A 20,697-nucleotide genomic window follows, 5' to 3' on the forward strand; every position below is an offset into this window, starting at 1 on the left:
CCAAACAAGCCTTACAGATGAGTAATTACCGCTTATTACGTATCCCAGTCTTTGTTGCCTCCTTTGTTTGTTGTTGCTCCTGTTCTACGGTTGCCCAACACCAGGTACAGGGTAAGGTCCCCACAGTAGAGAATGGGCTCTCTAAGGTGTGGGTAGCGGACCAAGGCAACGGCACTTATCAGAACCCGGTACTGCACGCCGATTATTCGGATCCGGACGTGTGCCGTGTGGGGGATGATTACTATATGACCTCCTCCAGCTTTAACGCGGTTCCCGGCCTGCAGATCCTGCACTCGAAGGACCTGGTGAACTGGAAGATCATTGGCTATGCCCTGGATAAGATAACCCCTGCAGATCACTTCGCTGTACCACAGCATGGCAACGGCGTCTGGGCACCTGCTATTCGCCACCACAACGGGGAGTTCTACATTTACTGGGGAGACCCGGACTTCGGCATTTACATGGTGAAAACCAGGGACCCGGCAGGTGACTGGGAAGACCCGGTGCTTGTAATGGAGGGAAAAGGCCTGATTGACTCCTGCCCGCTTTGGGATGAGGACGGAAACGCGTACCTGGTGCATGCCTATGCGGGTAGCCGTGCTGGTATCAAAAGCGTGCTGGCCGTGAACAAGATGAATCCGGAAGGTACCAAGGTGCTGGATGAGGGCGTAATCGTGTTCGACGGCCACGAGAACCACCCGACGGTGGAAGGCCCCAAGTTCTACAAGCACAACGGCTATTACTACATTTTTGCTCCCGCCGGAGGGGTAGCCACAGGTTGGCAACTCGTGCTGCGCTCTAAGAACGTGTATGGTCCTTACGAAGAGAAAATCGTGATGGACCAGGGCAAAACAAGCGTAAACGGCCCGCACCAGGGCGCTTGGGTAAACACCCCGACAGGCGAAGACTGGTTCCTGCACTTTCAGGACATGGAGGCCTACGGGCGGGTAGTGCACCTGCAGCCCATGGTCTGGAAAAACGGATGGCCGGTAATTGGCGAGGACAAAGACGGGAACGGCACTGGCCAGCCTGTTATGGCCTATAAAAAGCCGAACGTTGGCAAAACACACACTCACGCTACTCCTGCAGATTCGGATGAGTTTGAGGCGAACAAATTGGGCTTGCAGTGGCAGTGGCACGCCAACCCCAAGGCTACCTGGGCCTTCCCGATGGCCAATAAAGGTAAACTGCGCCTCTATACAGATCAGCTGCCAGAGAACTATAAGAACTTCTGGGACGTGCCCAACCTGCTGCTGCAGAAGTTCCCTGCCGAAACCTTTACAGCCACCACAAAACTGAGCTTTACACCAAACGAAAAGCTGGAGAACGAGCGCACAGGCCTTATTGTGATGGGGGAGGACTATGCCCACCTGTCGCTTGTAAGCAAAAAGGACGGGCTTTACCTGGCCTATAGTACTGTAGCGGATGCGCGTAAGGGAACGCCGGAAACACAGCAACTACTCGGTAAGCTCAAGGGCCAGGAGGTGTACCTCCGGGTGGCAGTGGACAAGGGAGCCCGCTGTCAGTTCAGCTATAGCGAAGACGGCCAGAACTTCAAGCCAGTGGGCAGCGCCTTTACGGCGGTGCCAGGCCGCTGGATAGGCGCTAAGGTAGGCCTCTTTGCCGTGCGCCAGGACAAGATAAACGACTCCGGTTACGCTGATGTCGACTGGTTTAGAGTCACGCCTAATGAATCATCTACTTTTCAAAGTAAGAAATAAGTACCAATGCATATGAATATCAAACGCACTTCTGTTAACCGGTTCCTTTTGCTTGTAGGCCTGGCCGGTGCCTTAAACGTTTCCTGCCAGCGCCAGCCTGTGGCACAGGCTCCGGCAGCTGTTTCCACAGCAAGCCATACTACCGCCTCCTCAACCCAAAACAGGATCGCCGCTATGTATGAAGGTCTGGAATTTGACATGCCCAGGGTACAGGAGCCCTCCTTTCCAAACTATAGCGTCAGTATCACAGACTTTGGTGCGGTAGGCGATGGTCTTACCAAAAACACAGAAGCGTTCGAAAGGGCTATTGCCGATGTGGCTGCCAAAGGGGGCGGCAAGGTAGTGATCCCGCGCGGCATGTGGCTGACAGGCCCCATCGTGCTGAAGAGCAACATCAACCTGTATGCAGAAGACGGTGCGATGGTGATATTCAGTAAGGACTTTGATGATTACCCGCTGGTAGCCACCAGCTTCGAGGGCCTCGATACGTACCGCTGCCAGTCGCCGATCTCGGGTAGAGGCCTGGAGAACGTGGCGATCACAGGCAAAGGTACCTTTGACGGCTCGGGCGATGCCTGGAGACCGGTTAAGAAAAGCAAGCTGACCGACTCCCAGTGGAAGAAGCTGGTGAAATCGGGGGGAGTGCTAAGCGACGATGGCAAGGTATGGTATCCGTCGGAAAGCTCTAAGCGAGGAGACACCGCCGGCAACTTTAACGTGCCGGATTATGACAGGAAAGAGCAGTTTGAGACCGTAAAGGACTTTATGCGCCCCGTGATGGTAAGCCTGGTGGAATGTAATAAAGTACTGCTGGACGGGCCAACTTTCCAGAACTCACCGGCCTGGAACCTGCACCCACTCATGAGCGAGAACGTGATCCTCCGCAACCTGAACGTACGGAACCCCTGGTACTCACAGAACGGCGACGGGCTGGACCTGGAGTCTTGTAAAAATGCGCTGATCTACGATAATACATTCGATGTGGGGGACGATGCCATCTGTATCAAGTCTGGTAAGAATGAGGACGGGCGCAGAAGAGGCATGCCAACGGAGAACGTGATCATCAAAAACAACACCGTGTACCACGGGCACGGTGGCTTTGTGGTTGGCAGTGAAATGTCGGGTGGCGTGAAGAACGTGCACGTATCGGACTGTACTTTTATGGGCACTGACATTGGCTTGCGCTTTAAAAGCACCCGTGGCAGAGGCGGCGTGGTGGAGAACATCTACATTTCTAACATCGACATGATTGACATTCCGACAGAGGCCATCAGCTTTAACTTGTTCTATGGCGGTAACTCGCCTGTGCTGGAAGAGGGGCAAAGCGCAGACACTGAGGCCAGGGTAGAGGAATTAGTACCGGTAACAGAGGAGACACCCTCTTTTAAAGACATTTACATGAAGAACATCCGGGTGGCTGGCGCTGAGCAGGCACTGGCGCTGCAAGGGCTGCCGGAGATGAACCTGAAGAACGTGCGCCTGGAAAATGCTGTGCTGAAAGCGAAAAAAGGCATCACGGCTGTAGACGCTGACGGAATACAGCTGAAAAACGTGAAAGTGCTGACAGAGCAAGGGCCGGCCCTGACCATCTATAACAGTAAGAACATAGAGGTAAACGGGCTGACTTATAAAGAGACACAGGAGCCAATTGTGAAAGTACTGGGGCCGCTCACACAGAACATAAAGCTGGAGCGCAAGGACTTTAAAGACTCCGCCAAGCAGGTATCTAAAGGAAGAGACCTGAGTAACACGGCCTTATCCATGGAGTAATCATCAAAGCAGCATTCAGCTGTATGCTGTTTTTAATCTTCCTGTACAAAGCGAAATTGGTTTCAACTAGGCTCTCTAACGATTGGGCATATGAACAGGAACAGTTTAAATGATTGTACGCAGGTAAGCCAATCAAGACACGTGTTGATACGTCCTATGCTTTCGGTAGCGCTGCTGCTCCTCTGCAGCGCTTCTTTTACTGGTTATGCCGGGCAATGCCGCAATGCTGGTCCCGTTAACACGGCCAATGCAGCGCTAGCCAGAACTGTTGAGCCAGTTAGGTGGAGCAGGGCATTGCTTAAGCGGGATAAGAAATGGTATTCCTCTTCTGAGGCAGTTCGCATTGCTGATAATCTCTTGCTTTATCAGCGCGATAATGGGGGGTGGAACAAGAATACGGACATGGCAAAGCCCCTCTCTCGGGAGGAGGAGAAGGCGCTACAGGCACCGGCTGAAAAGGGGGGTGTAGCTACGATAGACAACGGCGCCACCTTTACTCAGATGGAGTATCTGGCCAGGGTATACGAGGCAACCGGCCAGCAAAAGTACAAGGAGGGCTTTTTACGTGGGCTGGATTACCTACTGGAAGCGCAGTACGACAATGGCGGTTGGCCGCAGTTTTACCCGATTCGGAAAGGCTATTACGAGCACATCACGTTTAACGATGGCGCCATGATGGGGGTAATGCAACTGCTCCGCAATGTGGCCCTGAACAAGGCGCCTTACGCCTTTGTAGATGCGCCACGAAAAGAGCTGTCAGCAAATGCTGTAGAAAAAGGGCTCGATGTTATTCTCAAGTCACAGGTTAAGGTAAACGGGAAGTTGACCGCATGGTGTGCACAGCACAATCATATAACGCTGGCTCCCGCTAATGCCCGTGCTTATGAGCTGGTTTCACTTAGTGGTGGGGAAAGCTTGGGAATTATCAAATACCTGATGGCGCTTGAGAAGCCAAGCCCCGAAGTCATCCGAGCCGTAGATGCTGCTGTCTCCTGGACAAATCAAGTGAAAATTACCGGCATCCGGTTAAAGTGGATAAAGGATGCTACCACGCATACTGAACGTGACCGCATAGTGGTAACGGACCCAACGGCACCACCGCTTTTAGCCCGCTTTTATGAGATCGGAACAAACAAGCCCATGTTTGTCGGCCGGGATGGCATTGTGCATGAGAAGCTCGCGGAGATAGAGCAGGAGCGAAGGTCAGGTTACAGTTGGTATATAGCGTTTTCGCAGGAGTTGGTCGAGCAGGATTATCCGGCATGGAAGCGGAAATGGGCAGTTACAGAATAAGTTTTTCCAAGATGAATAAGAAAATAACATATCTGATTAAGGCTGTACAGTGGGCCCTGCTTGCTGTGCTTGTACTTCCACTGATGAGTTATGTGCAGAAAAAAGAATCCACTATTTTCCTGGTAGGGGACTCTACCGTAGCCGATAAACCCTATGCGAAGGGTAACCCGGAAAAGGGCTGGGGACAGGTGTTCCCGCTGTACCTGCAGGAGGGCGTGAGGGTGGAAAACCATGCGGTGAATGGCCGTAGCACCAAGAGCTTCCGCGACGAAGGCCGCTGGGATAAAGTACTGCAAAAGCTCAGGAAAGGCGATTACGTGATCATCGAGTTTGGGCATAACGACCAGAAAAGTGAAGACCCGAAGCGCTATGCCGCGCCGGAAACAGACTACCGCCAGAACCTGGAACGCTATATTGCCGAGACCCGTGCCAAAGGTGCCATACCCGTACTGGCTACCCCCATTGTGCGCCGCAAGTTCGAGAACGATCAGCTGGTAGACACGCATGGCAAGTACCCGGAAGTGGTGAGAGCCGTAGCGGCAGCGCAGCAGGTCCCTTTACTGGACCTGGAAAAGCGCACCAGAGAACTGGTGTCGCGCTACGGAGCGGAAAAGTCTAAAGCGCTGTACCTGCACCTGGAGCCAAATGAGTACGAGTCCCTGCCACAAGGCCGCACAGACGACACCCACCTCTCGGCCTATGGTGCTTTCCGGGTAAGTGATCTGGTGGCAGAGGAGCTACAGCAGAACCTGCCGGAGGTAGCTAAGTACCTGAAGAAGTAGAGCCAGAAAGCACGGCAAGTAAATGGCCAAACATGACGCAATCGTCGGCTTGTGCCTCTACTGTAACTCCAGTGCCTCCACCTTTATTCAGCTACTTCAGCACAAGCGGACGCTTGCGCTACAACTACATAAACTTAGATTTTACAAGCCTCTACTATGAACAAGAGATACAGTGCCGTCCTACTTTTGCTTTGCTGCCTTGTCTTCGCAGCATTTTCACCTTCTAAAAAGAAACCTGTTAAGGTCTACCTGATCGGCGATTCTACGGTAGCGGATTACACAGGCAACTACGACGAAAAGGACTATAGGAAGGAACGCTACCCGATTGCCGGCTGGGGACAAGTGTTCCAGCCTTTCATGAGCTCCGATAGCCTTTCTCAGATCCGCAACATCATTAAAGCAGACAGCGTGATCGTGCTAAATAAGGCAAGAGGTGGACGTAGCACGCGTACTTTTTTTGAGGAAGGCCGTTGGTCGGAAGTATACAAAGCACTGCAAAAAGGGGACGTGGTGATGATGCAGTTCGGCCACAACGATGCTGCTGAGAACAAGCCAGAACGCTACACGAATGTGAATGCCTACAAAGAGTACCTGCGACTGTACGTGAACCAGGCCCGGCAGAAAGGTGCCCTGCCCATCATCCTCACACCCGTTAACCGCAACTACCCCTGGAAAGACGGCAAGCTGAGCAGCGTGCACGGCGAGTATCCGCAGGCAGCAAAGGATGTAGCCAAAGAACTGAATGTGCCACTAATTGACCTCACACAACTTTCTATTGATGCCTTCACCGCGAAAGGACAGGACTACGTGACCAACCATTACTTCATGAACCTGCCTGCGGGTAAGTATGAGGCCTATCCAGAGGGGGAGAAGGACAACACGCACTTCCAGCCGGAGGGTGCCAGAGCCGTGGCGCAACTGGTGTTTAATGGTATGAAGCAGCTGAAGATAACAGAGGCTTCGGCGAAGAAATAGTGCCCCTATAATCAGTAGTTTATACTTCACTGTAGAGAGACGAGTCCCTGGCTGCAGTGTCTTAGTAATACAAAAACATGATGAACAGCAGTCCTAAACTCCTCCTCCTAGTCCTGTGCCTGTTGTGCCACGGCACTTTTGCACAGTCACCCGGCAAAACGGCCCTGAAGCTGTGGTATGATGAGCCCGCCGCCAACTGGAATGAGGCACTGCCTATCGGGAACGGGCGCATTGGGGCAATGGTGTTCGGTACACCGGCACGGGAGCATTTGCAGCTGAACGAAGAAACAGTGTGGGCCGGGGAACCGGGTAACAACGTAAACGAGGCTCTGAACAGCGCTCTGCCCGAGATCAGAAGACTGATCTTTGAGGGTAAGTATAAAGAAGCGCATGACCTCGCCCTGGAGCGGGTGCCGCGCCACGCCCCCGCACACCTCAACTATGGAATGCCTTACCAGCCAGTGGGCGACTTATACCTTTCCTTTCCAGGCCATGAATCCGCCACAGCCTATTACCGTGACCTGAACATTGAGCAGGCCATCGCCTCTGTTTCTTACAAAGTAAGTGGCGTGACTTACACCCGGGAGATATTTTCTTCTTTCCCGGACGAGGTCATCATCATCCGGCTTACCGCCGATAAGCCTAAGAGCATTACCTGTACCCTGAGCATGGACAGCCCACAGCTGAAGCACGAGGTAAAGGCGGCGCAAAATCAACTGGTGCTGCGTGGCACGTCCGGGGATGTGGATAACAAGAAGGGGAAAGTGAATTTCCAGGCACAGGTGCAGCCCATGGTAAAAGGCGGCAAAGTATCTATGCAAGAAAACGCACTGGACATCGCTGGCGCAGACGAGGCCATCATCTACGTTTCCATGGGCACTAATTTTAAAAGCTACCACGACCTGAGCGGAAACGAAGCAGAGAGAACGGCAAAGTTCCTGACTGATGCTACCAGGAAGAAGTATGAAAAAGCCCGCCAGGCACACATCGATAGCTATCAAAAGTACTTTGACCGGGTGTCGCTTCATTTGGGTGTGACGGAGGCGGTAGAGAAGCCCACTGATGAACGGCTGGCCGCTTTCGCCTCGGGCAAGGATCCGCACCTGGCGGCACTCTACTTCCAGTTCGGACGTTACCTGCTCATCTCCAGCTCACAGCCCGGCACACAACCGGCCAACCTGCAGGGCATCTGGAACGATAAAGTCGCCCCGCCCTGGGACAGCAAGTATACCGTCAATATCAACACAGAGATGAATTACTGGCCAGCTGAGGTGACTAATCTGGCGGAGATGCACCAGCCGCTTTTCGCCATGATCAAGGATCTGTCGGAGACAGGACGGGAGAGTGCCCGTGTGATGTATAAGGCCCGGGGTTGGAACATGCACCACAACACCGACATCTGGCGCATGACCGGACCTATTGACGGGGCTTTTTATGGACTCTGGCCGATGGGTGGGGCCTGGCTTACGCAGCATATCTGGCAGCACTACCTCTTTACGGGCGATCAAAAGTTTCTGCAGGAGATGTACCCGGTGTTGAAGGGCGCCGCCCTGTTTTACGCTGATGTGCTACAGGAGGAGCCGGAGCACAGATGGCTGGTAGTTGTGCCATCCATGTCGCCGGAGAACAAGCACGAGAGCGGTGTATCCATTGCCGCCGGCACCACCATGGACAACCAGCTGGTGTTTGACACATTCTCCAACCTCATCCGCGCCTCAGAGGTGCTGGGCCAAGACAAAACCTTTGCCGACAGCCTGAGGATGATGCGCGACAGACTACCGCCAATGCAGGTGGGCCAGCACGGACAACTGCAGGAGTGGATGCAGGATTGGGACAGAACCGATGATAAGCACCGCCACGTGTCGCACCTCTACGGCCTGTTCCCGAGCAACCAGGTTTCGCCTTTCAGCCACCCTCAACTGTTTGATGCTGCCCGAACCTCCCTGGTATACCGGGGCGATAAATCCACCGGCTGGTCGATGGGCTGGAAAGTGAACCTGTGGGCAAGGCTGCTGGACGGTAACCGTGCTTATAAGCTCATCCAGGACCAACTGACACCAGCCGGATACGCAGATAAAGGAGAAGGCGGCGGCACCTACCCGAACCTGTTCGACGCGCACCCGCCCTTCCAGATCGATGGTAACTTCGGTTGTACCTCCGGCATGGCTGAAATGCTGGTGCAAAGCCATGATGGCGCCTTGCACCTCTTGCCGGCGCTGCCCGATGCCTGGCCTTCCGGAGATGTGAAAGGTCTGGTGGCAAGAGGCGGTTTTATAGTGGATATGAGCTGGGAGAATGGCAGAGTCAAGACACTGGCGATAACTTCTACGCTCGGTGGCAACTGCCGCATCAGAACAGCAGCACCTTTGGCCTTAGCCGGAAAAGGGGAGCTGAAACGGGCCGAAGGAGAGAATCCTAACTTCTTTTACCAGCAGGCAAACATCAAAAAGCCAATTATAAACAGCAACATGGATGTAGAGGCCGTTGCTGCAGTGGATGTGCTGGCGTATGATTTGCCAACCGGGAAAGGGAAGACCTACCGTTTAGTTTTAAAATAAACAGCTACAAAAGCAGAAGATATGCATATGTTAAAGAGAAGTAGGGCAAAACTAGTACTCTCCTTCTGCCTGGCAGGCAGCCTGCTGGCTTGCTCGGGAAAGGGCGATGAGGCGGGAACAGACGACCCGCAGCCAGAGCCGGTAAGTGACATCAGCCCGAATACCAGACCGGAAGGAGAGGCGATCGCCTTTCCGGGGGCAGAGGGATTTGGCAAAATGACTACCGGCGGCAGAGGGGGGAAAGTATACATCGTCTCGAACCTGAACGATTCCGGTGCTGGCAGCCTGCGGGAGGCCATCAATGCCTATGGGGCCCGTACGATTGTCTTCGCTGTCTCTGGCACCATCGATCTCAAATCTTCGCTTACGATTCGCAACGGAGACCTCACCATTGCCGGGCAGTCTGCCCCGGGTGAGGGCATTTGCCTGCGCAACTATCCGGTTACCTTGGCTGCTGATAACGTGATTGTGCGTTATATACGCTTCCGGATGGGAGACACTAAAGGCGTGGAAGGCGATGCCTTTAGTGGGAAAGGCCAGAAGGGCATTATGATCGACCACTGCTCCATTAGTTGGGCTACGGATGAGGTCGCTTCTTTTTATGACAACGAGAACTTCACGCTGCAGTGGAGCATTATTTCGGAGAGCCTGAACGAGTCGGTGCATACCAAAGGGGCGCATGGTTACGGGGGCATCTGGGGTGGTATGGGTGCTTCGTTCCACCATAACCTGTTGGCGCACCACAACAGCCGTAACCCCCGCTTTAATGGTTCGCGCTACCACGGCCAGCCTACAAAAGAGATCGTGGACTTCCGAAACAACGTGATCTATAACTGGAGTGGCAACAGTTCTTATGGGGGAGAGGAAGGCAACCAGAACATGGTGAACAATTACTACAAAGCGGGCCCGGCCACCTCTTCCTCAAAGAGCAGCCGAATCATTAACCCTTCCAGCCCTTACGGGAAGTTTTATGTAACGGGCAATTATGTGGCGGGCAACGCCACGGTGAGTGCCGACAACTGGAACGGGGGCGTACAGGGCGCGACTGCCAGCGAGGTGAAAGCAGAACAGGCTTTTGCGGCAACAGCCATACCCGAGCAAAGTGCGACTGCTGCCTATGAGGAAGTGCTGAATAAAGCAGGTGCCAGCCTCCAGCGCGATGCCGTGGATGCTCGAATAGTAGCCGATGTAAGAGCAGGCACAGGTGCTTATGGGAAGAACAGCAATGGCATTATCGATTCACAGGAAGAAGTGGGGGGCTGGCCAGAACTACTATCCGAAGCGGCGCCAGTGGATGCAGACAAGGACGGCATGGCGGATGCCTGGGAAAACCAGCACGGCCTGAACCCGAAGGAGCCCAAAGATGCCCTCTACTATAAAAAAGGTACGCCTTATACTTTTCTGGAAGTTTACTTAAACAGCTTAGTGGAGTAGAAACCTGCTGTGCTGGTTAGAGCCAAAATGGACGAGCCAACCAAAACAAAAGACTGGAGGCGACTAACACAAAGATGGCCTGCTGGATTATTGGGCGTAACAACAGAAAGCCTTACAGCCGCTGACACCTGCCTTATGAAAGTGACACATCAACCTTAAAATACACTTGGATAGCCTTCTAAAGCTGCAGGTGAACTCCTAAAACAACTGTTTGGAGTCTCAAACTTTACCCTGAACATGCACAGTAATTCTTCCCGTACTTATACTTTCGTCAGAAGCCTTGCTCTGAGCTTTATGCTTGCCCTCGCCTGTCGTGCGGGTTATGCCCAACAGGTTACCTCGGACGTGGCTAACTTTTACCCCTTGCTGGATGCCTATGCGGGCAAACGCAGCCCTAGCTTGTCTTACCTGGCAAAGGATTGGAAGCACACCGAAAAGTGGCGGAAAGTCGGGAGAGCAAAACTACAGGAACTGCTGGCTTTTGAACCTGAAAAGGCCCCGCTGAACACCGAGATCCTCAGCACTACTAAACGGGATGGTTATACGCAGTACCTGGTCCGGTACAACCTGAATGCGCTGCAGAAAACAGAGGCCTTCTTATTGGTGCCGGATAACCTGACTAAGCCCACACCCGCCGTGATCGCCCTGCATGACCATGGGGGCTTCTACTACTTCGGTAAAGAGAAGCACACTTATACAGACAATCAACCGGACATACTCAAAGCGTACGTGCAAGACCTGTACGAGGGGAGGTACTATGCTGATGAGCTGGCCAAACGCGGTTTTGTGGTGCTTTGCCCGGATGCCATTTACTTCGGTTCCCAAAAGATAAACCCGGCGCAACTGGTAAATTCGAAAGGATACTTCGAGAAGGTCGAGGGGGTAGAAGAAAGCGAGCGTATCAGGACATTTAACAAGCAGGTGGCAGGCCTAAACGAAGTAGCGATGAACAAAACCATCCTTGCCTCGGGTACTACCTGGCTCGGCATCATCGCCCAAAACGACAGGGTAGCGGTGGACTTCCTGCTATCCCGCCCTGAGGTAGACCCGGAGCGGATTGGCTGCGTCGGGCTCTCCCTGGGCGGCTTGCGCAGTACGTACTTATTTGGGCTCGACCCGAGAATAAAAACGGGGGTAGTGGCTGCCTTTTCTACTACGTATGAAGAGATGCTACAGCAGCACGCGCACCACACCTGGATGATGTACGTACCACGGCAGAACGAATTCCTGGATTTGCCAGACGTAGCCTCGTTGAATGCCCCGCGCCCGCTTATGGTGATGAACTGCAGGCAGGACAAGCTTTTCAGTATAGCGGGCATGCAGGCAGCTGAGCAAAAGTTGGCGGGGGTTTACAGCAGAATGAAAGCGCCGGATAAGTTCACCGCCAGGTATTATGACGAGCCCCATTCCATGACGATCGAAATGCAGGAAGATGCCATGGCTTGGCTGGAGAAGTGGCTGAAGTAAAACAACTGCCTCTTTCAACACTATCCTGACCTTATGAAACTAGAACACTTTGCATTGAATGTAGAAGCCCCTTTGGCCATGGCTATTTGGTACGTCGAGCACCTGGGCCTGCAAGTGGTGCGGCAAATGGAGGAAGCACCTTATACTACTTTTCTGGCCGATGATAGCGGCAGAATTATGATCGAGGTCTACCGAAACCCGGCCAACGAAGTGCCACCCTACCGGGAGATGAACCCACTGCTGGTGCACCTGGCCTTTGTGTCGGAGGACCCGGATAAAGACAGAGCGCGCTTGCTGCAAGCGGGTGCAAGTCTGGCTTCAGACCAGAAACTGGAGGACGGCTCTCACCTGGTTATGCTTCGCGACCCCTGGGGCCTGGCCGTACAGCTTTGCAAGCGAGGCGTGCCCATGCTAAAGGCAGAAGAGGTTAAAGCTTAACCACCAGAAAATGTACGAAGCCTGCCGCCCAGCTTGGGCTAAAAAACCTTAGCGGAGCCGTAGCAAACCCTTGCATATACTTTCTGATAATACCTATATCAATTGGTTCTTGTGCGCTAAGCTTATTTCCCTCCCTGGTTTTTATCTTGTAGGGAAAGTTCGTCATGCCTTTTAGCCCCAACAGGCAATATGTTTGTAGACCCACTTCCGAATCCTTCTGAGCTCCAGCGGAGCGACATATTAAGGACAACTGTTAGCAGGTTGCCGCGCTGGGACTTTCTTTAAAAATCAGTTATGAAAGGCCTTACCGTTTTTCCCTACAAGTTTAGCTCCAAGAAGGGGCTGGGGGCAATGCCGTTAACTTAGCCACCTTGCTGCCGTTGCTGTTTTAATTTTAAAGCTTCTTATACAGCTGCCAGTTCAGCCGTCATAAATTCTTCTACTTTATCCACCATGTCGGGAGAGCCGATTACCAGTGGGCAGCGTTGGTGAAGTTCTACAGGGTCCTTGTCCAGTATGCGTTCTGAACCGTCGGTGGCTTTTCCTCCGGCTTGCTCTATGAGCAGCGCCAGGGCATTGCACTCGTACACCAACCGCAATTTACCGTTAGGAGACTTGGCTGTAGGCGGATAAAGGTAGATCCCGCCCTTTAACAGGTTTCGGTGGAAGTCAGCGACCAGCGAGCCAATATAGCGTGCTGAATAATTCTGCTCTTTGCAGTAGTTCAGATAGCCCTTGATACCATCGGGGAAGCTGTGCACATTGCCTTCGTTGCAGGAGTAGATCCTGCCTGTACGCGGAATCTTTATGTCCGGGTGGGACAGGAAGAACTCGCCAAGCGAGGGCTCGTACGTAAAGCCGTTTACACCACACCCTGTGGTATAAACCAACATGGTAGAAGAGCCATAAATCACATAACCGGCTGCTACTTGTCTGGTGCCGTTTTGCAGGCAGTCTTCCAGGGTGCCGTCCTCGCCTGTATCAGACAGCCTTCTGTAAATGGAGAAGATCGTACCGATCGCCACGTTCACGTCAATGTTGGAAGAACCGTCCAGCGGGTCCATCGCGACAATGTACTTGCCCTTGGTATTGCCTGTCTGTATCACCCCGTCCTCCTCTTCAGAGATAATGGTACAAACTTCGCCGCCATTGCGCAGGGCCCGGATGAACCTGATGTTAGCGATTACGTCCAGTTTCTGCTGTTCCTCGCCCTGTACGTTCTGCTGGCCGTAAGCACCTGTAATCCCCAGTAAGCCGGCCCTGTTAATCTCCCTGTTCACAATTTTTGCGGCCAGCGCAATATCCCGTAGCAGTTGCGACAGTTCTCCGGTGGCAAAGGGAAAGTCCTCCTGCTTTCGCATAATGAACCTGTCGAGTGTGGTGCCTACAGGTAATGCCAGTTCGTCCTTCATGTTATGTCCGTTATAGTGTTAGCGATATCAAACCCGATACGGAGCTTTGGCTCAGTTGTCTTTTCTTCCTGTGGCACGTGCTCTTGAGCTGACAGGCCTGGCCATAAAAAGTAGCGCTAACCTGTCAGTAGTTCCCTTGCTTATAGCGAAATGCCTCTCTTCCAGGGGATAAAATCGTCCTGGTCGAGCTGCTGCGCCTTTGTTTTGATGTTGCCACTGGCTACCTCTATGATAAAGTCCAGCATCTCGGCGCCCATTTCCTCAATGGTTTTCTCTCCGGCGATCACAGGCCCGGTGTCTACATCAATGATATCCGGCATGCGCTGCGCTAACTTGGTGTTAGAGGATACCTTGATAACAGGGGTAACCGGGTTACCCGTTGGCGTGCCCAAACCCGTTGTGAAAAGGATGATGTTGGCGCCCGAGCCTGCCATGGCCGTTGTGCTTTCTACGTCGTTACCAGGGGTACAGAGCAGTGTTAAGCCTGGCTTGGTCACATACTCGGTATAATCCAGCACATCTACCACAGGAGAGGTGCCCCCTTTTTTTGCGGCCCCTGCCGATTTGATGGCATCTGTGATCAGGCCGTCTTTGATGTTACCCGGGCTAGGGTTCATGTCAAAACCAGAGCCTACAGCCTCGGCAGCATGGGCATAAGCCCGCATCAGGTGGGCAAAGCGTTCTGCGGCTTTTTCGTCCACGCAACGGTTGATTAGTTCCTGCTCCACGCCGCAAAGCTCGGGGAACTCAGACAGGATAGACTTACCGCCCAGGGCCACGACCAGGTCAGAGGCCTGCCCTACGGTAGGGTTGGCAGAAATACCCGAGAAACCATCGGAGCCACCACACTCCAGGCCAATCACCAGCTTGCTCAGCGGCGCCGGCTGTCGTTCTTCTTTGTTTGCCTCTACCAGGCCCAGGAAAGTTTGCTTGATTGCCCGGGACAGCAACTCCTGCTCCGTACCTTCTTGCTGCTGCTCCAGAACGATCAGGGGCTTAGAGAAGTTGGGGTTAAGGGCTCTTAGCTTTTCCTCCAGGATATACGTCTGGGCATTCTGGCAGCCCAGGCTCAGCACAGTGGCACCGGCCACGTTAGGGTTATGGATGTAACCGGCCAGCAGGGCGCAAAGGGCGTCAGAGTCCTGGCGGATGCCGCCACAGCCTCCTTCGTGTGTCAGGAACTTAATACCGTCTATATTGTCGAACAGGCGCTTTTGTGCGTTACTGCTATAGCCCTGCAAAGGAAGTTGCTCAATTTCGTCTAGCTTGCCCTCCTGGTACAGGGCTACCATTTGCTGTACGTAAGACTTATAAAGGTCCTGGCGTCCAAAGCCCAGCTCTTCCAGAAAGGCTTGCTTGATGATGTTAACGTTGCGGTTTTCGCAGAATACCAGCGGAATCACCAACCAATAGTTCGCGGTGCCCACCTGTCCGTCCTCGCGGTGATAGCCCATAAATGTCTTATCGGTCCACTTAGAAACATCAGGCGCCTGCCACTCCAACGTCTTGGTTTTGCCGCTAAACGCGGAGGCCTGGTGCTTCACGTTCTCGGTAGAGATGCGGGCACCAGCAGGTATCAGCTCCACCGCTTTGCCTACGAGGGTGCCGTACATGATAATCTCTTCTCCAGGGGCCATGTCCTGTTGCGCAATTTTATGCTTGGCCGGAATATCCTCGATCAAAGAAAGGGCTACGCTATCATAAGCAATTGCTTCTCCGGCCAGCAGGTCTGCAAGTGCCACCAGCACATTATCGTTTGGATGTACTTTTAGTATCTTGTGTGACATAGTTAAAGGGCTTATCTGTGCAATCGATTGCACTTATGCAAATAATATAAAATATTTAGAGAAACAGAAATTAAAAGGGTAAAAATATTGAGTAGAAAGCTCCTATTTTTAGGGTGTACCCGCGGTTGCACAAAAGGTTTCTGCCTTTTATCTAAAATCGGGCTAGTTGTTTTTTCATCTCACATCTTATAAACAAAACAGGTTATGTTAGAGCAGTTCTCATTGAAAGATAAAGTAGTGGTGATTACTGGGGCTACCGGTGTGCTAGGAGAGGCCTTTGCCCTTGCTGTCGCCAGAGCCGGGGCAAAAGTGGCGGTGCTGGGCCGTAACAGGGAGCGTGCCATGGCCCGTGTTACAGCAATAGAATCTTTTGGGGGAGAGGCAATAGCCGTCCTGGGCGACGTGCTGGACGAGACAGCCATGGTTCGTGCCAGGGAGGAGGTGCTAAGCACATGGGGTACGGTGGATGGCTTGGTGAACGCGGCCGGAGGTAATATACCGGGGGCTACTATCTCCCCTGATCAGGACCTTTTTGCAGCAAAAATAGAAGATACCCGCCAGGCGGTTGACCTGAACTTATTTGGCACCGTAATCCCCACGCAGGTCTTTGGAAAGGTGATGGCCGAAAAGGGCAAAGGCTCTGTTGTGAACATATCCTCCATTACGGGGCAGCGCCCCTTAACAAGAGTATTAGGCTACACCCTGGCTAAAACGGCGATTGATGCCTACACCAAATGGATGGCCGTAGAGCTTGGTTTACGCTACGGAGACGGCATCCGGGTGAATTCTTTAGCGCCGGGAGTGTTCCTGACAGAGCAGAACAGAAACCTGCTGCTGGACAAGGAAGGAAACTATACCGACAGGGCCCAGAAGTTTGTGACGAACACCCCTTTTCAGCGCCTGGGAAACCCCGAGGAGCTGACAGGAACTCTGATCTACCTGTTGAGTGACGCCTCCAGATTTGTAACAGGGGAGACGCTACTTGTGGATGGCGGGTTCAGTGCTTTTAGTGGCGTGTAGGGGTAACAATGTAGCATTGAGATAGGAAAAATTAGCACGGGTGTATAAAAAAGGCAGTTGCTAAAGCGTAGCAACTGCCTTTTTCTGCTAAAGCATAAGGTTAGCCTTTATGCCTTTACCAACTCCAGCTTGTTAAGCTCTTCTGTGATAAAGTTTATCTCGTCCTGGCTCAGCTTCACGTGAATGGCCTTGGCATTTTGCGTAGCCTGCGCCGCATTTCGGGCGCCCACCAAGGCGATAGTGATACCTGGCTGTTCTACTGTCCAGCGGATAACCAGTTGGGCCAGCGTCGCGTTCTTCTCGTCGGCCAGCGGCTTTATCTTTTGCAGGAACTCATCCGTGCGCTTCAGGTTATCGTCTTTAAAGAAATACAGGTTGGCACGGTGGTCGCCTTCGCTGAACGTATAGCCTGGCTTCATCTTGCCCGTTAACAGGCCGCGCTCCAGTGGGCTGTAAGCCAGAATGGACTTGTTGTTCTCCAGGCAGTAAGGCACCACGTCTGCTTCTATGTCGCGCTTTACCATGCTGTAGGGCACCTGGTTCGACACCAGCTTCACGTATTTCTCGGCCTCCTGCATCTGTGCCACATTGTAGTTACACACGCCGGCCTGCCGTACTTTTCCTTCTTTGATCAGTTGCGCTACCGTTTCCATCGTTTCCTCGATAGGCGTAGTGGGATCTGGCCAGTGAATCTGGTAGAGGTCGATATAATCGGTGCCCAGGCGACGCAGGCTGTCTTCACATTCTTTGATGATGCTGTCGCGGCCTGCGTACTTATACACATCTATTTCTTTGCCACTGTTGTCCTGGCTCTTCATGGCAAGCTCGCCTTTGTTCAGGTCCCAGCGCATGCCGTATTTTGTCAGGATCTGTACTTTGTCTCGTGGAATGCCCTTGATCGCTTCGCCCACGATCTCTTCGCTGGTGCCCTGCCCGTAGATAGGGGCCGTGTCGATAGAGGTAACGCCCAGGTCATAAGAAGCCCGGATGGCCTCCACGGCATCTTTACGCTCTGTGCCACCCCACATCCAACCACCGGCTGCCCAAGCGCCAAAAGTTACCACTGATACGTTCAGGTCTGATGTGCCTAGTTTTCTGAATTCCATGTCTGTCTGCTTACGGTTTTATATAATAAATATAATGTGCATGTCTCTGTCCTTCCGGCTCTGTTTGAGAAAGAACTTCAAACTAAGTAGAAACGGTTGAAGGCAGGATATGTTTGCGAACGGGACAGGAAGCAATGCCTAAAGAACAATCGGATTCTGTGCGGGTTGTCTAAGTACCGTCTAAAGCGTTGGGCCCCGCTAAGGTAAGTGTGGAAAAAATAAGCCCTTCTGGTTTGCAGAAGGGCTTATCGTTTATCAGGTAAGGAAGGGCTTTAGCCTTTGTACACAACGTTAAATTTCTTCAACTCCTCTACAGGGCCAAAGTGTTTCTTCTCAATGGTTCTGCCACGGCGCTTCAGGTGTACTTCCACGGGAGCCATTGTCTTGGTCATGTCAGAGTTTACCACTTTCACATAAAACTTGCGTGCTTCCTCTGCGGCTCCTTTCTCGAAGGTGTGCTTTTGCTGGTTGCCGTTCACCGGCAGGCCTGGGATCACCTGGTAGGTGGTGCAGACTACCTCGTACTTCGGAAGGAATGGCTTGATGACTTTCTGGAGTAATCTTTTCATGTGGTTTCTATTTGTTCTCAAGCTTATTATCCGGGCAAGATAAAGCTTTATTTCTTTTATGTGATAAAATAAGTATTATTTTTTGAGTTCAGGAGTAACTGCCTGACCGTGAGCATTAAGTGCGTTTACACGGGAAAAAGCTGGATTCGGCTCGGCACAAGCCTTTGGCCAGGTAGTAAGCTTAAAACGTAAAGTGCAAAACTTTTATTGTTACCTGAAACTTCGCTACTTTAGGTAGTGTAACCCGACATTTAACAACAAAAGACTATGCAAAAGGCATTACTGGCGCTCACATTCATGCTGCTGCCCACCTTGCTGTTTGCCCAGACCGGGCGCGTGTTCGACAACCTGAGCATGAAAAGCAAGATCCTGAAGGACAACAACCGGAAGTACGCCATCTACCTTCCGCCGGACTATGATACCTCTAAGCGCAGCTATCCTGTGTTGTACCTGTTGCACGGGGCCGGCGACGACCAGACCGGATGGGTGCAGTTCGGCGAGGTGTTGCGCATAGCCGATAAGGCGATTAACGAGGGCAAAGCCACCCCGATGGTGATCGTGATGCCCGATGCGAACACGGGGCAGCGGGGCTACTTCAATGACGAGACAGGCGAGTGGCGCTACGAGGACTTTTTTTTCGAGGAGTTCATGCCCTACATCGAGAAGGAGTACCGCATCAAGGGAGAGAAGCGCTACCGTGCAGTCGCCGGATTGTCGATGGGTGGCGGCGGTACCTTTACCTATGCCCTGCATCATCCGGAGCTGTTCTCTTCCGCCTGTCCGCTTAGTGCTTCTGTGGGGGCTCTTTCGCTGGCCGAGGCCAAGGCGTATCTGGAGCGAATCGGGAATAAACCCGTAATGGCAACCGATGCCCAGGTAGAGGCCCACTATAAGCGCCACAATGCCCTGGAGTTGATCCGTAACCTGCCTGAGGACCAGAAGAAGGCCGTGCGCTGGTACATTGATTGTGGTGACGACGACTTCCTGTACGAGGGGAACTCTCTGGCGCATATTGCCATGCGCAAGCAGGAGATTCCGCATGAGTTCCGGGTGCGGGATGGCGGTCATAACTGGACCTACTGGCGCACCGCGCTTCCTACGGTGTTAGAGTTCGTTTCAGATGCTTTCCACCAGCACTAAGCTAGTGCACTCGCCAGAGTCGTACTTTTAAACAGAACTTACGCGAACAGCAAGCCCTCTGGCCCCTTAACAAAGAACAGCCACCGCCTCACAGCTAGTATTGGGAGGCGGTGGCTGTTATAGTGGTTGCCGTTAGCAGGTGGTAGCTTTACTAAAAGGACATGTTTTTATACAACCTGTTTTAGGATAGAATTCACCGCAGCGGCGACTTCTGTTGGATGATCTTCAGGGGTAAAGTGACGGCCGCCTGGTATGCGCGTCAATGGGGCACCAAGGTCAGTAGCCAGCTGCTCGCCGGAGGTCATGCCCAGAGGGTCGGCGTCTCCCCACACAACATGGGCGGGAGCTACTATGTTGGCCAGTTGCCCTACAAGCTCTGCCGTATCATCCGAATCGAGGTTGCGTAGCTGGTGAGCAAAGGCCTTGGGGCCAACAGACCGGGCGTAGGGCTGCCAGTGTAACGCATAAGAGCTCCAGCGGCGCTTAGCGTTATCGTGCCCCAAGTTAATGACACCGGCCAGGTAAAGAGGCTTTAGCAGCGGAGCCGGCAGCTTCTCTATCAGAGAACTCATCGCGCGCGCTATTTGTACCAGTTTTACCGGCCAGTTTCTGTAGGCGACACAGTCGACTAAGGTCAGACCCATGCAGAGCTCGGGGTGCTGGCTTAGCAAGCGCTGGAGCACACCTCCCCCTAGATCATGGCCTACAAATACGGCCTGGGTAATGCCTTTGTGCAGCAACCAGGCGTACAGGTACTCTGCCTGCTTGGCCACGGAGATGTCCCGTTCCAGTCCTTCTTCCATCGACCAGCCGAAGCCAACCAGTTCCCAGGCATAGCAGCGAATGCCCTCACGGGCTACTTTCGGAATAACATAGCGCCAGAGCCGCGGATGCGTGGGAATGCCATGCACCAGTACGACTGGCAGGCTGCCGGGAGCACTGTCGCCGTGTTCTTCCCAGCGCATGGTAATGTCGCCCACTACATCGGTATAGCTGTTTTCTGGTGCAGCTACGTCGTCTGTATCAGCAGCGGGTACCTGCAAAGAGGATTTGTACTTTAGCAGTCCCTGCCCTAGTTCTAAGGTGGCGATAGTGGTAAGCGGTAACTTCCAACTGTTATTTCGGGGTAAAGCCATGGCTAAGCCGGCCGCCGCACCGCCAACGAAGAGATGAAGGTTTTGCTTTAAAGTTTGTTTGATTTCCATAGCGTATACATTTGAGGTGT

16 protein-coding genes are annotated in these 20,697 nt (G+C 52.9%); 11 read left to right on the top strand and 5 right to left on the bottom strand.

Annotation, left to right across the window (positions count from 1 at the left end):
- Window positions 1-17: 17 nt before the first annotated feature.
- The 9 genes from CHB92_RS14060 to CHB92_RS14100 all read left to right on the top strand — a co-directional run bounded on the left by CHB92_RS14060 (window position 18) and on the right by CHB92_RS14100 (window position 12,438).
- Window positions 18-1,721, top strand: a complete 1,704-nt coding sequence (locus tag CHB92_RS14060) for a glycoside hydrolase family 43 protein (protein WP_089319849.1) — start codon at window positions 18-20, stop codon at window positions 1,719-1,721.
- 12 nt (window positions 1,722-1,733) lie between these two features.
- Complete coding sequence (locus CHB92_RS14065; protein WP_089319850.1) at window positions 1,734-3,491, top strand: glycoside hydrolase family 28 protein; 1,758 nt, start codon at window positions 1,734-1,736, stop codon at window positions 3,489-3,491.
- A 90-nt stretch (window positions 3,492-3,581) separates the two neighbouring features.
- Window positions 3,582-4,784 carry a pectate lyase gene (pelA, locus tag CHB92_RS14070; RefSeq protein WP_089319851.1) on the top strand — a complete coding sequence of 401 codons (1,203 nt, stop codon included), beginning with the start codon at window positions 3,582-3,584 and terminating at the stop codon, window positions 4,782-4,784.
- A gap of 11 nt (window positions 4,785-4,795) precedes the next feature.
- A complete protein-coding gene (locus tag CHB92_RS14075) occupies window positions 4,796-5,566 on the top strand; it encodes a rhamnogalacturonan acetylesterase (RefSeq protein ID WP_089319900.1) in 771 nt (256 codons plus the stop codon).
- 156 nt (window positions 5,567-5,722) lie between these two features.
- A complete protein-coding gene (locus CHB92_RS14080) occupies window positions 5,723-6,541 on the top strand; it encodes a rhamnogalacturonan acetylesterase (RefSeq protein WP_089319852.1) in 819 nt (272 codons plus the stop codon).
- Window positions 6,542-6,618: 77 nt separating this feature from the next.
- The gene (locus CHB92_RS14085) at window positions 6,619-9,099 is read left to right on the top strand and encodes a glycoside hydrolase family 95 protein (protein WP_089319853.1); all 2,481 of its coding nucleotides are present in this window, start codon (window positions 6,619-6,621) and stop codon (window positions 9,097-9,099) included.
- Between the two features lie 21 nt (window positions 9,100-9,120).
- The gene (locus CHB92_RS14090; RefSeq protein ID WP_089319854.1) at window positions 9,121-10,533 is read left to right on the top strand and encodes a pectate lyase family protein; all 1,413 of its coding nucleotides are present in this window, start codon (window positions 9,121-9,123) and stop codon (window positions 10,531-10,533) included.
- Between the two features lie 237 nt (window positions 10,534-10,770).
- Window positions 10,771-12,000 carry a dienelactone hydrolase family protein gene (locus CHB92_RS14095; RefSeq protein WP_245842585.1) on the top strand — a complete coding sequence of 410 codons (1,230 nt, stop codon included), beginning with the start codon at window positions 10,771-10,773 and terminating at the stop codon, window positions 11,998-12,000.
- Window positions 12,001-12,033: 33 nt separating this feature from the next.
- A complete protein-coding gene (locus tag CHB92_RS14100; RefSeq protein ID WP_089319855.1) occupies window positions 12,034-12,438 on the top strand; it encodes a VOC family protein in 405 nt (134 codons plus the stop codon).
- A 404-nt stretch (window positions 12,439-12,842) separates the two neighbouring features.
- Here the strand turns inward: CHB92_RS14100 and fbp are convergent, their stop codons facing one another.
- On the bottom strand, window positions 12,843-13,850 hold the full coding sequence (gene fbp, locus CHB92_RS14110) for a class 1 fructose-bisphosphatase (RefSeq protein ID WP_089319857.1): 1,008 nt from the start codon (window positions 13,848-13,850) through the stop codon (window positions 12,843-12,845).
- Window positions 13,851-13,990: 140 nt separating this feature from the next.
- Window positions 13,991-15,637, bottom strand: coding sequence for a UxaA family hydrolase (locus CHB92_RS14115; RefSeq protein ID WP_089319858.1), 1,647 nt, complete (start codon window positions 15,635-15,637; stop codon window positions 13,991-13,993).
- Window positions 15,638-15,841: 204 nt separating this feature from the next.
- Here CHB92_RS14115 and CHB92_RS14120 point away from each other — a divergent pair, with 204 nt between their 5' ends.
- Window positions 15,842-16,657, top strand: coding sequence for an SDR family oxidoreductase (locus CHB92_RS14120; protein WP_089319859.1), 816 nt, complete (start codon window positions 15,842-15,844; stop codon window positions 16,655-16,657).
- Between the two features lie 107 nt (window positions 16,658-16,764).
- Here CHB92_RS14120 and CHB92_RS14125 read toward each other — a convergent pair whose 3' ends face one another.
- Window positions 16,765-17,763, bottom strand: a complete 999-nt coding sequence (locus CHB92_RS14125; protein WP_089319860.1) for an aldo/keto reductase — start codon at window positions 17,761-17,763, stop codon at window positions 16,765-16,767.
- Window positions 17,764-18,035: 272 nt separating this feature from the next.
- On the bottom strand, window positions 18,036-18,332 hold the full coding sequence (locus CHB92_RS14130) for a hypothetical protein (protein ID WP_089319861.1): 297 nt from the start codon (window positions 18,330-18,332) through the stop codon (window positions 18,036-18,038).
- Between the two features lie 267 nt (window positions 18,333-18,599).
- Here CHB92_RS14130 and CHB92_RS14135 point away from each other — a divergent pair, with 267 nt between their 5' ends.
- On the top strand, window positions 18,600-19,472 hold the full coding sequence (locus tag CHB92_RS14135) for an alpha/beta hydrolase (protein WP_089319862.1): 873 nt from the start codon (window positions 18,600-18,602) through the stop codon (window positions 19,470-19,472).
- Between the two features lie 167 nt (window positions 19,473-19,639).
- On the opposite strand, the gene CHB92_RS14140 is transcribed toward CHB92_RS14135, so the two are convergent.
- Complete coding sequence (locus tag CHB92_RS14140) at window positions 19,640-20,677, bottom strand: alpha/beta fold hydrolase (protein WP_089319863.1); 1,038 nt, start codon at window positions 20,675-20,677, stop codon at window positions 19,640-19,642.
- Between the last annotated feature and the right edge of the window lie 20 nt (window positions 20,678-20,697).

This window comes from Pontibacter ummariensis, from assembly GCF_900188175.1.
GTDB classification, from domain to species: Bacteria; Bacteroidota; Bacteroidia; order Cytophagales; family Hymenobacteraceae; genus Pontibacter; species Pontibacter ummariensis.

Coding starts and splice junctions, on each gene's coding strand:
- CHB92_RS14060 (WP_089319849.1), top strand. CDS start 18: ATGAGTAATTACCGCTTATTACGTATCCCAGTCTTTGTTGCCTCCTTT.
- CHB92_RS14065 (WP_089319850.1), top strand. CDS start 1,734: ATGAATATCAAACGCACTTCTGTTAACCGGTTCCTTTTGCTTGTAGGC.
- pelA (WP_089319851.1), top strand. CDS start 3,582: ATGAACAGGAACAGTTTAAATGATTGTACGCAGGTAAGCCAATCAAGA.
- CHB92_RS14075 (WP_089319900.1), top strand. CDS start 4,796: ATGAATAAGAAAATAACATATCTGATTAAGGCTGTACAGTGGGCCCTG.
- CHB92_RS14080 (WP_089319852.1), top strand. CDS start 5,723: ATGAACAAGAGATACAGTGCCGTCCTACTTTTGCTTTGCTGCCTTGTC.
- CHB92_RS14085 (WP_089319853.1), top strand. CDS start 6,619: ATGATGAACAGCAGTCCTAAACTCCTCCTCCTAGTCCTGTGCCTGTTG.
- CHB92_RS14090 (WP_089319854.1), top strand. CDS start 9,121: ATGCATATGTTAAAGAGAAGTAGGGCAAAACTAGTACTCTCCTTCTGC.
- CHB92_RS14095 (WP_245842585.1), top strand. CDS start 10,771: ATGCACAGTAATTCTTCCCGTACTTATACTTTCGTCAGAAGCCTTGCT.
- CHB92_RS14100 (WP_089319855.1), top strand. CDS start 12,034: ATGAAACTAGAACACTTTGCATTGAATGTAGAAGCCCCTTTGGCCATG.
- fbp (WP_089319857.1), bottom strand. CDS start 13,850: ATGAAGGACGAACTGGCATTACCTGTAGGCACCACACTCGACAGGTTC.
- CHB92_RS14115 (WP_089319858.1), bottom strand. CDS start 15,637: ATGTCACACAAGATACTAAAAGTACATCCAAACGATAATGTGCTGGTG.
- CHB92_RS14120 (WP_089319859.1), top strand. CDS start 15,842: ATGTTAGAGCAGTTCTCATTGAAAGATAAAGTAGTGGTGATTACTGGG.
- CHB92_RS14125 (WP_089319860.1), bottom strand. CDS start 17,763: ATGGAATTCAGAAAACTAGGCACATCAGACCTGAACGTATCAGTGGTA.
- CHB92_RS14130 (WP_089319861.1), bottom strand. CDS start 18,332: ATGAAAAGATTACTCCAGAAAGTCATCAAGCCATTCCTTCCGAAGTAC.
- CHB92_RS14135 (WP_089319862.1), top strand. CDS start 18,600: ATGCAAAAGGCATTACTGGCGCTCACATTCATGCTGCTGCCCACCTTG.
- CHB92_RS14140 (WP_089319863.1), bottom strand. CDS start 20,677: ATGGAAATCAAACAAACTTTAAAGCAAAACCTTCATCTCTTCGTTGGC.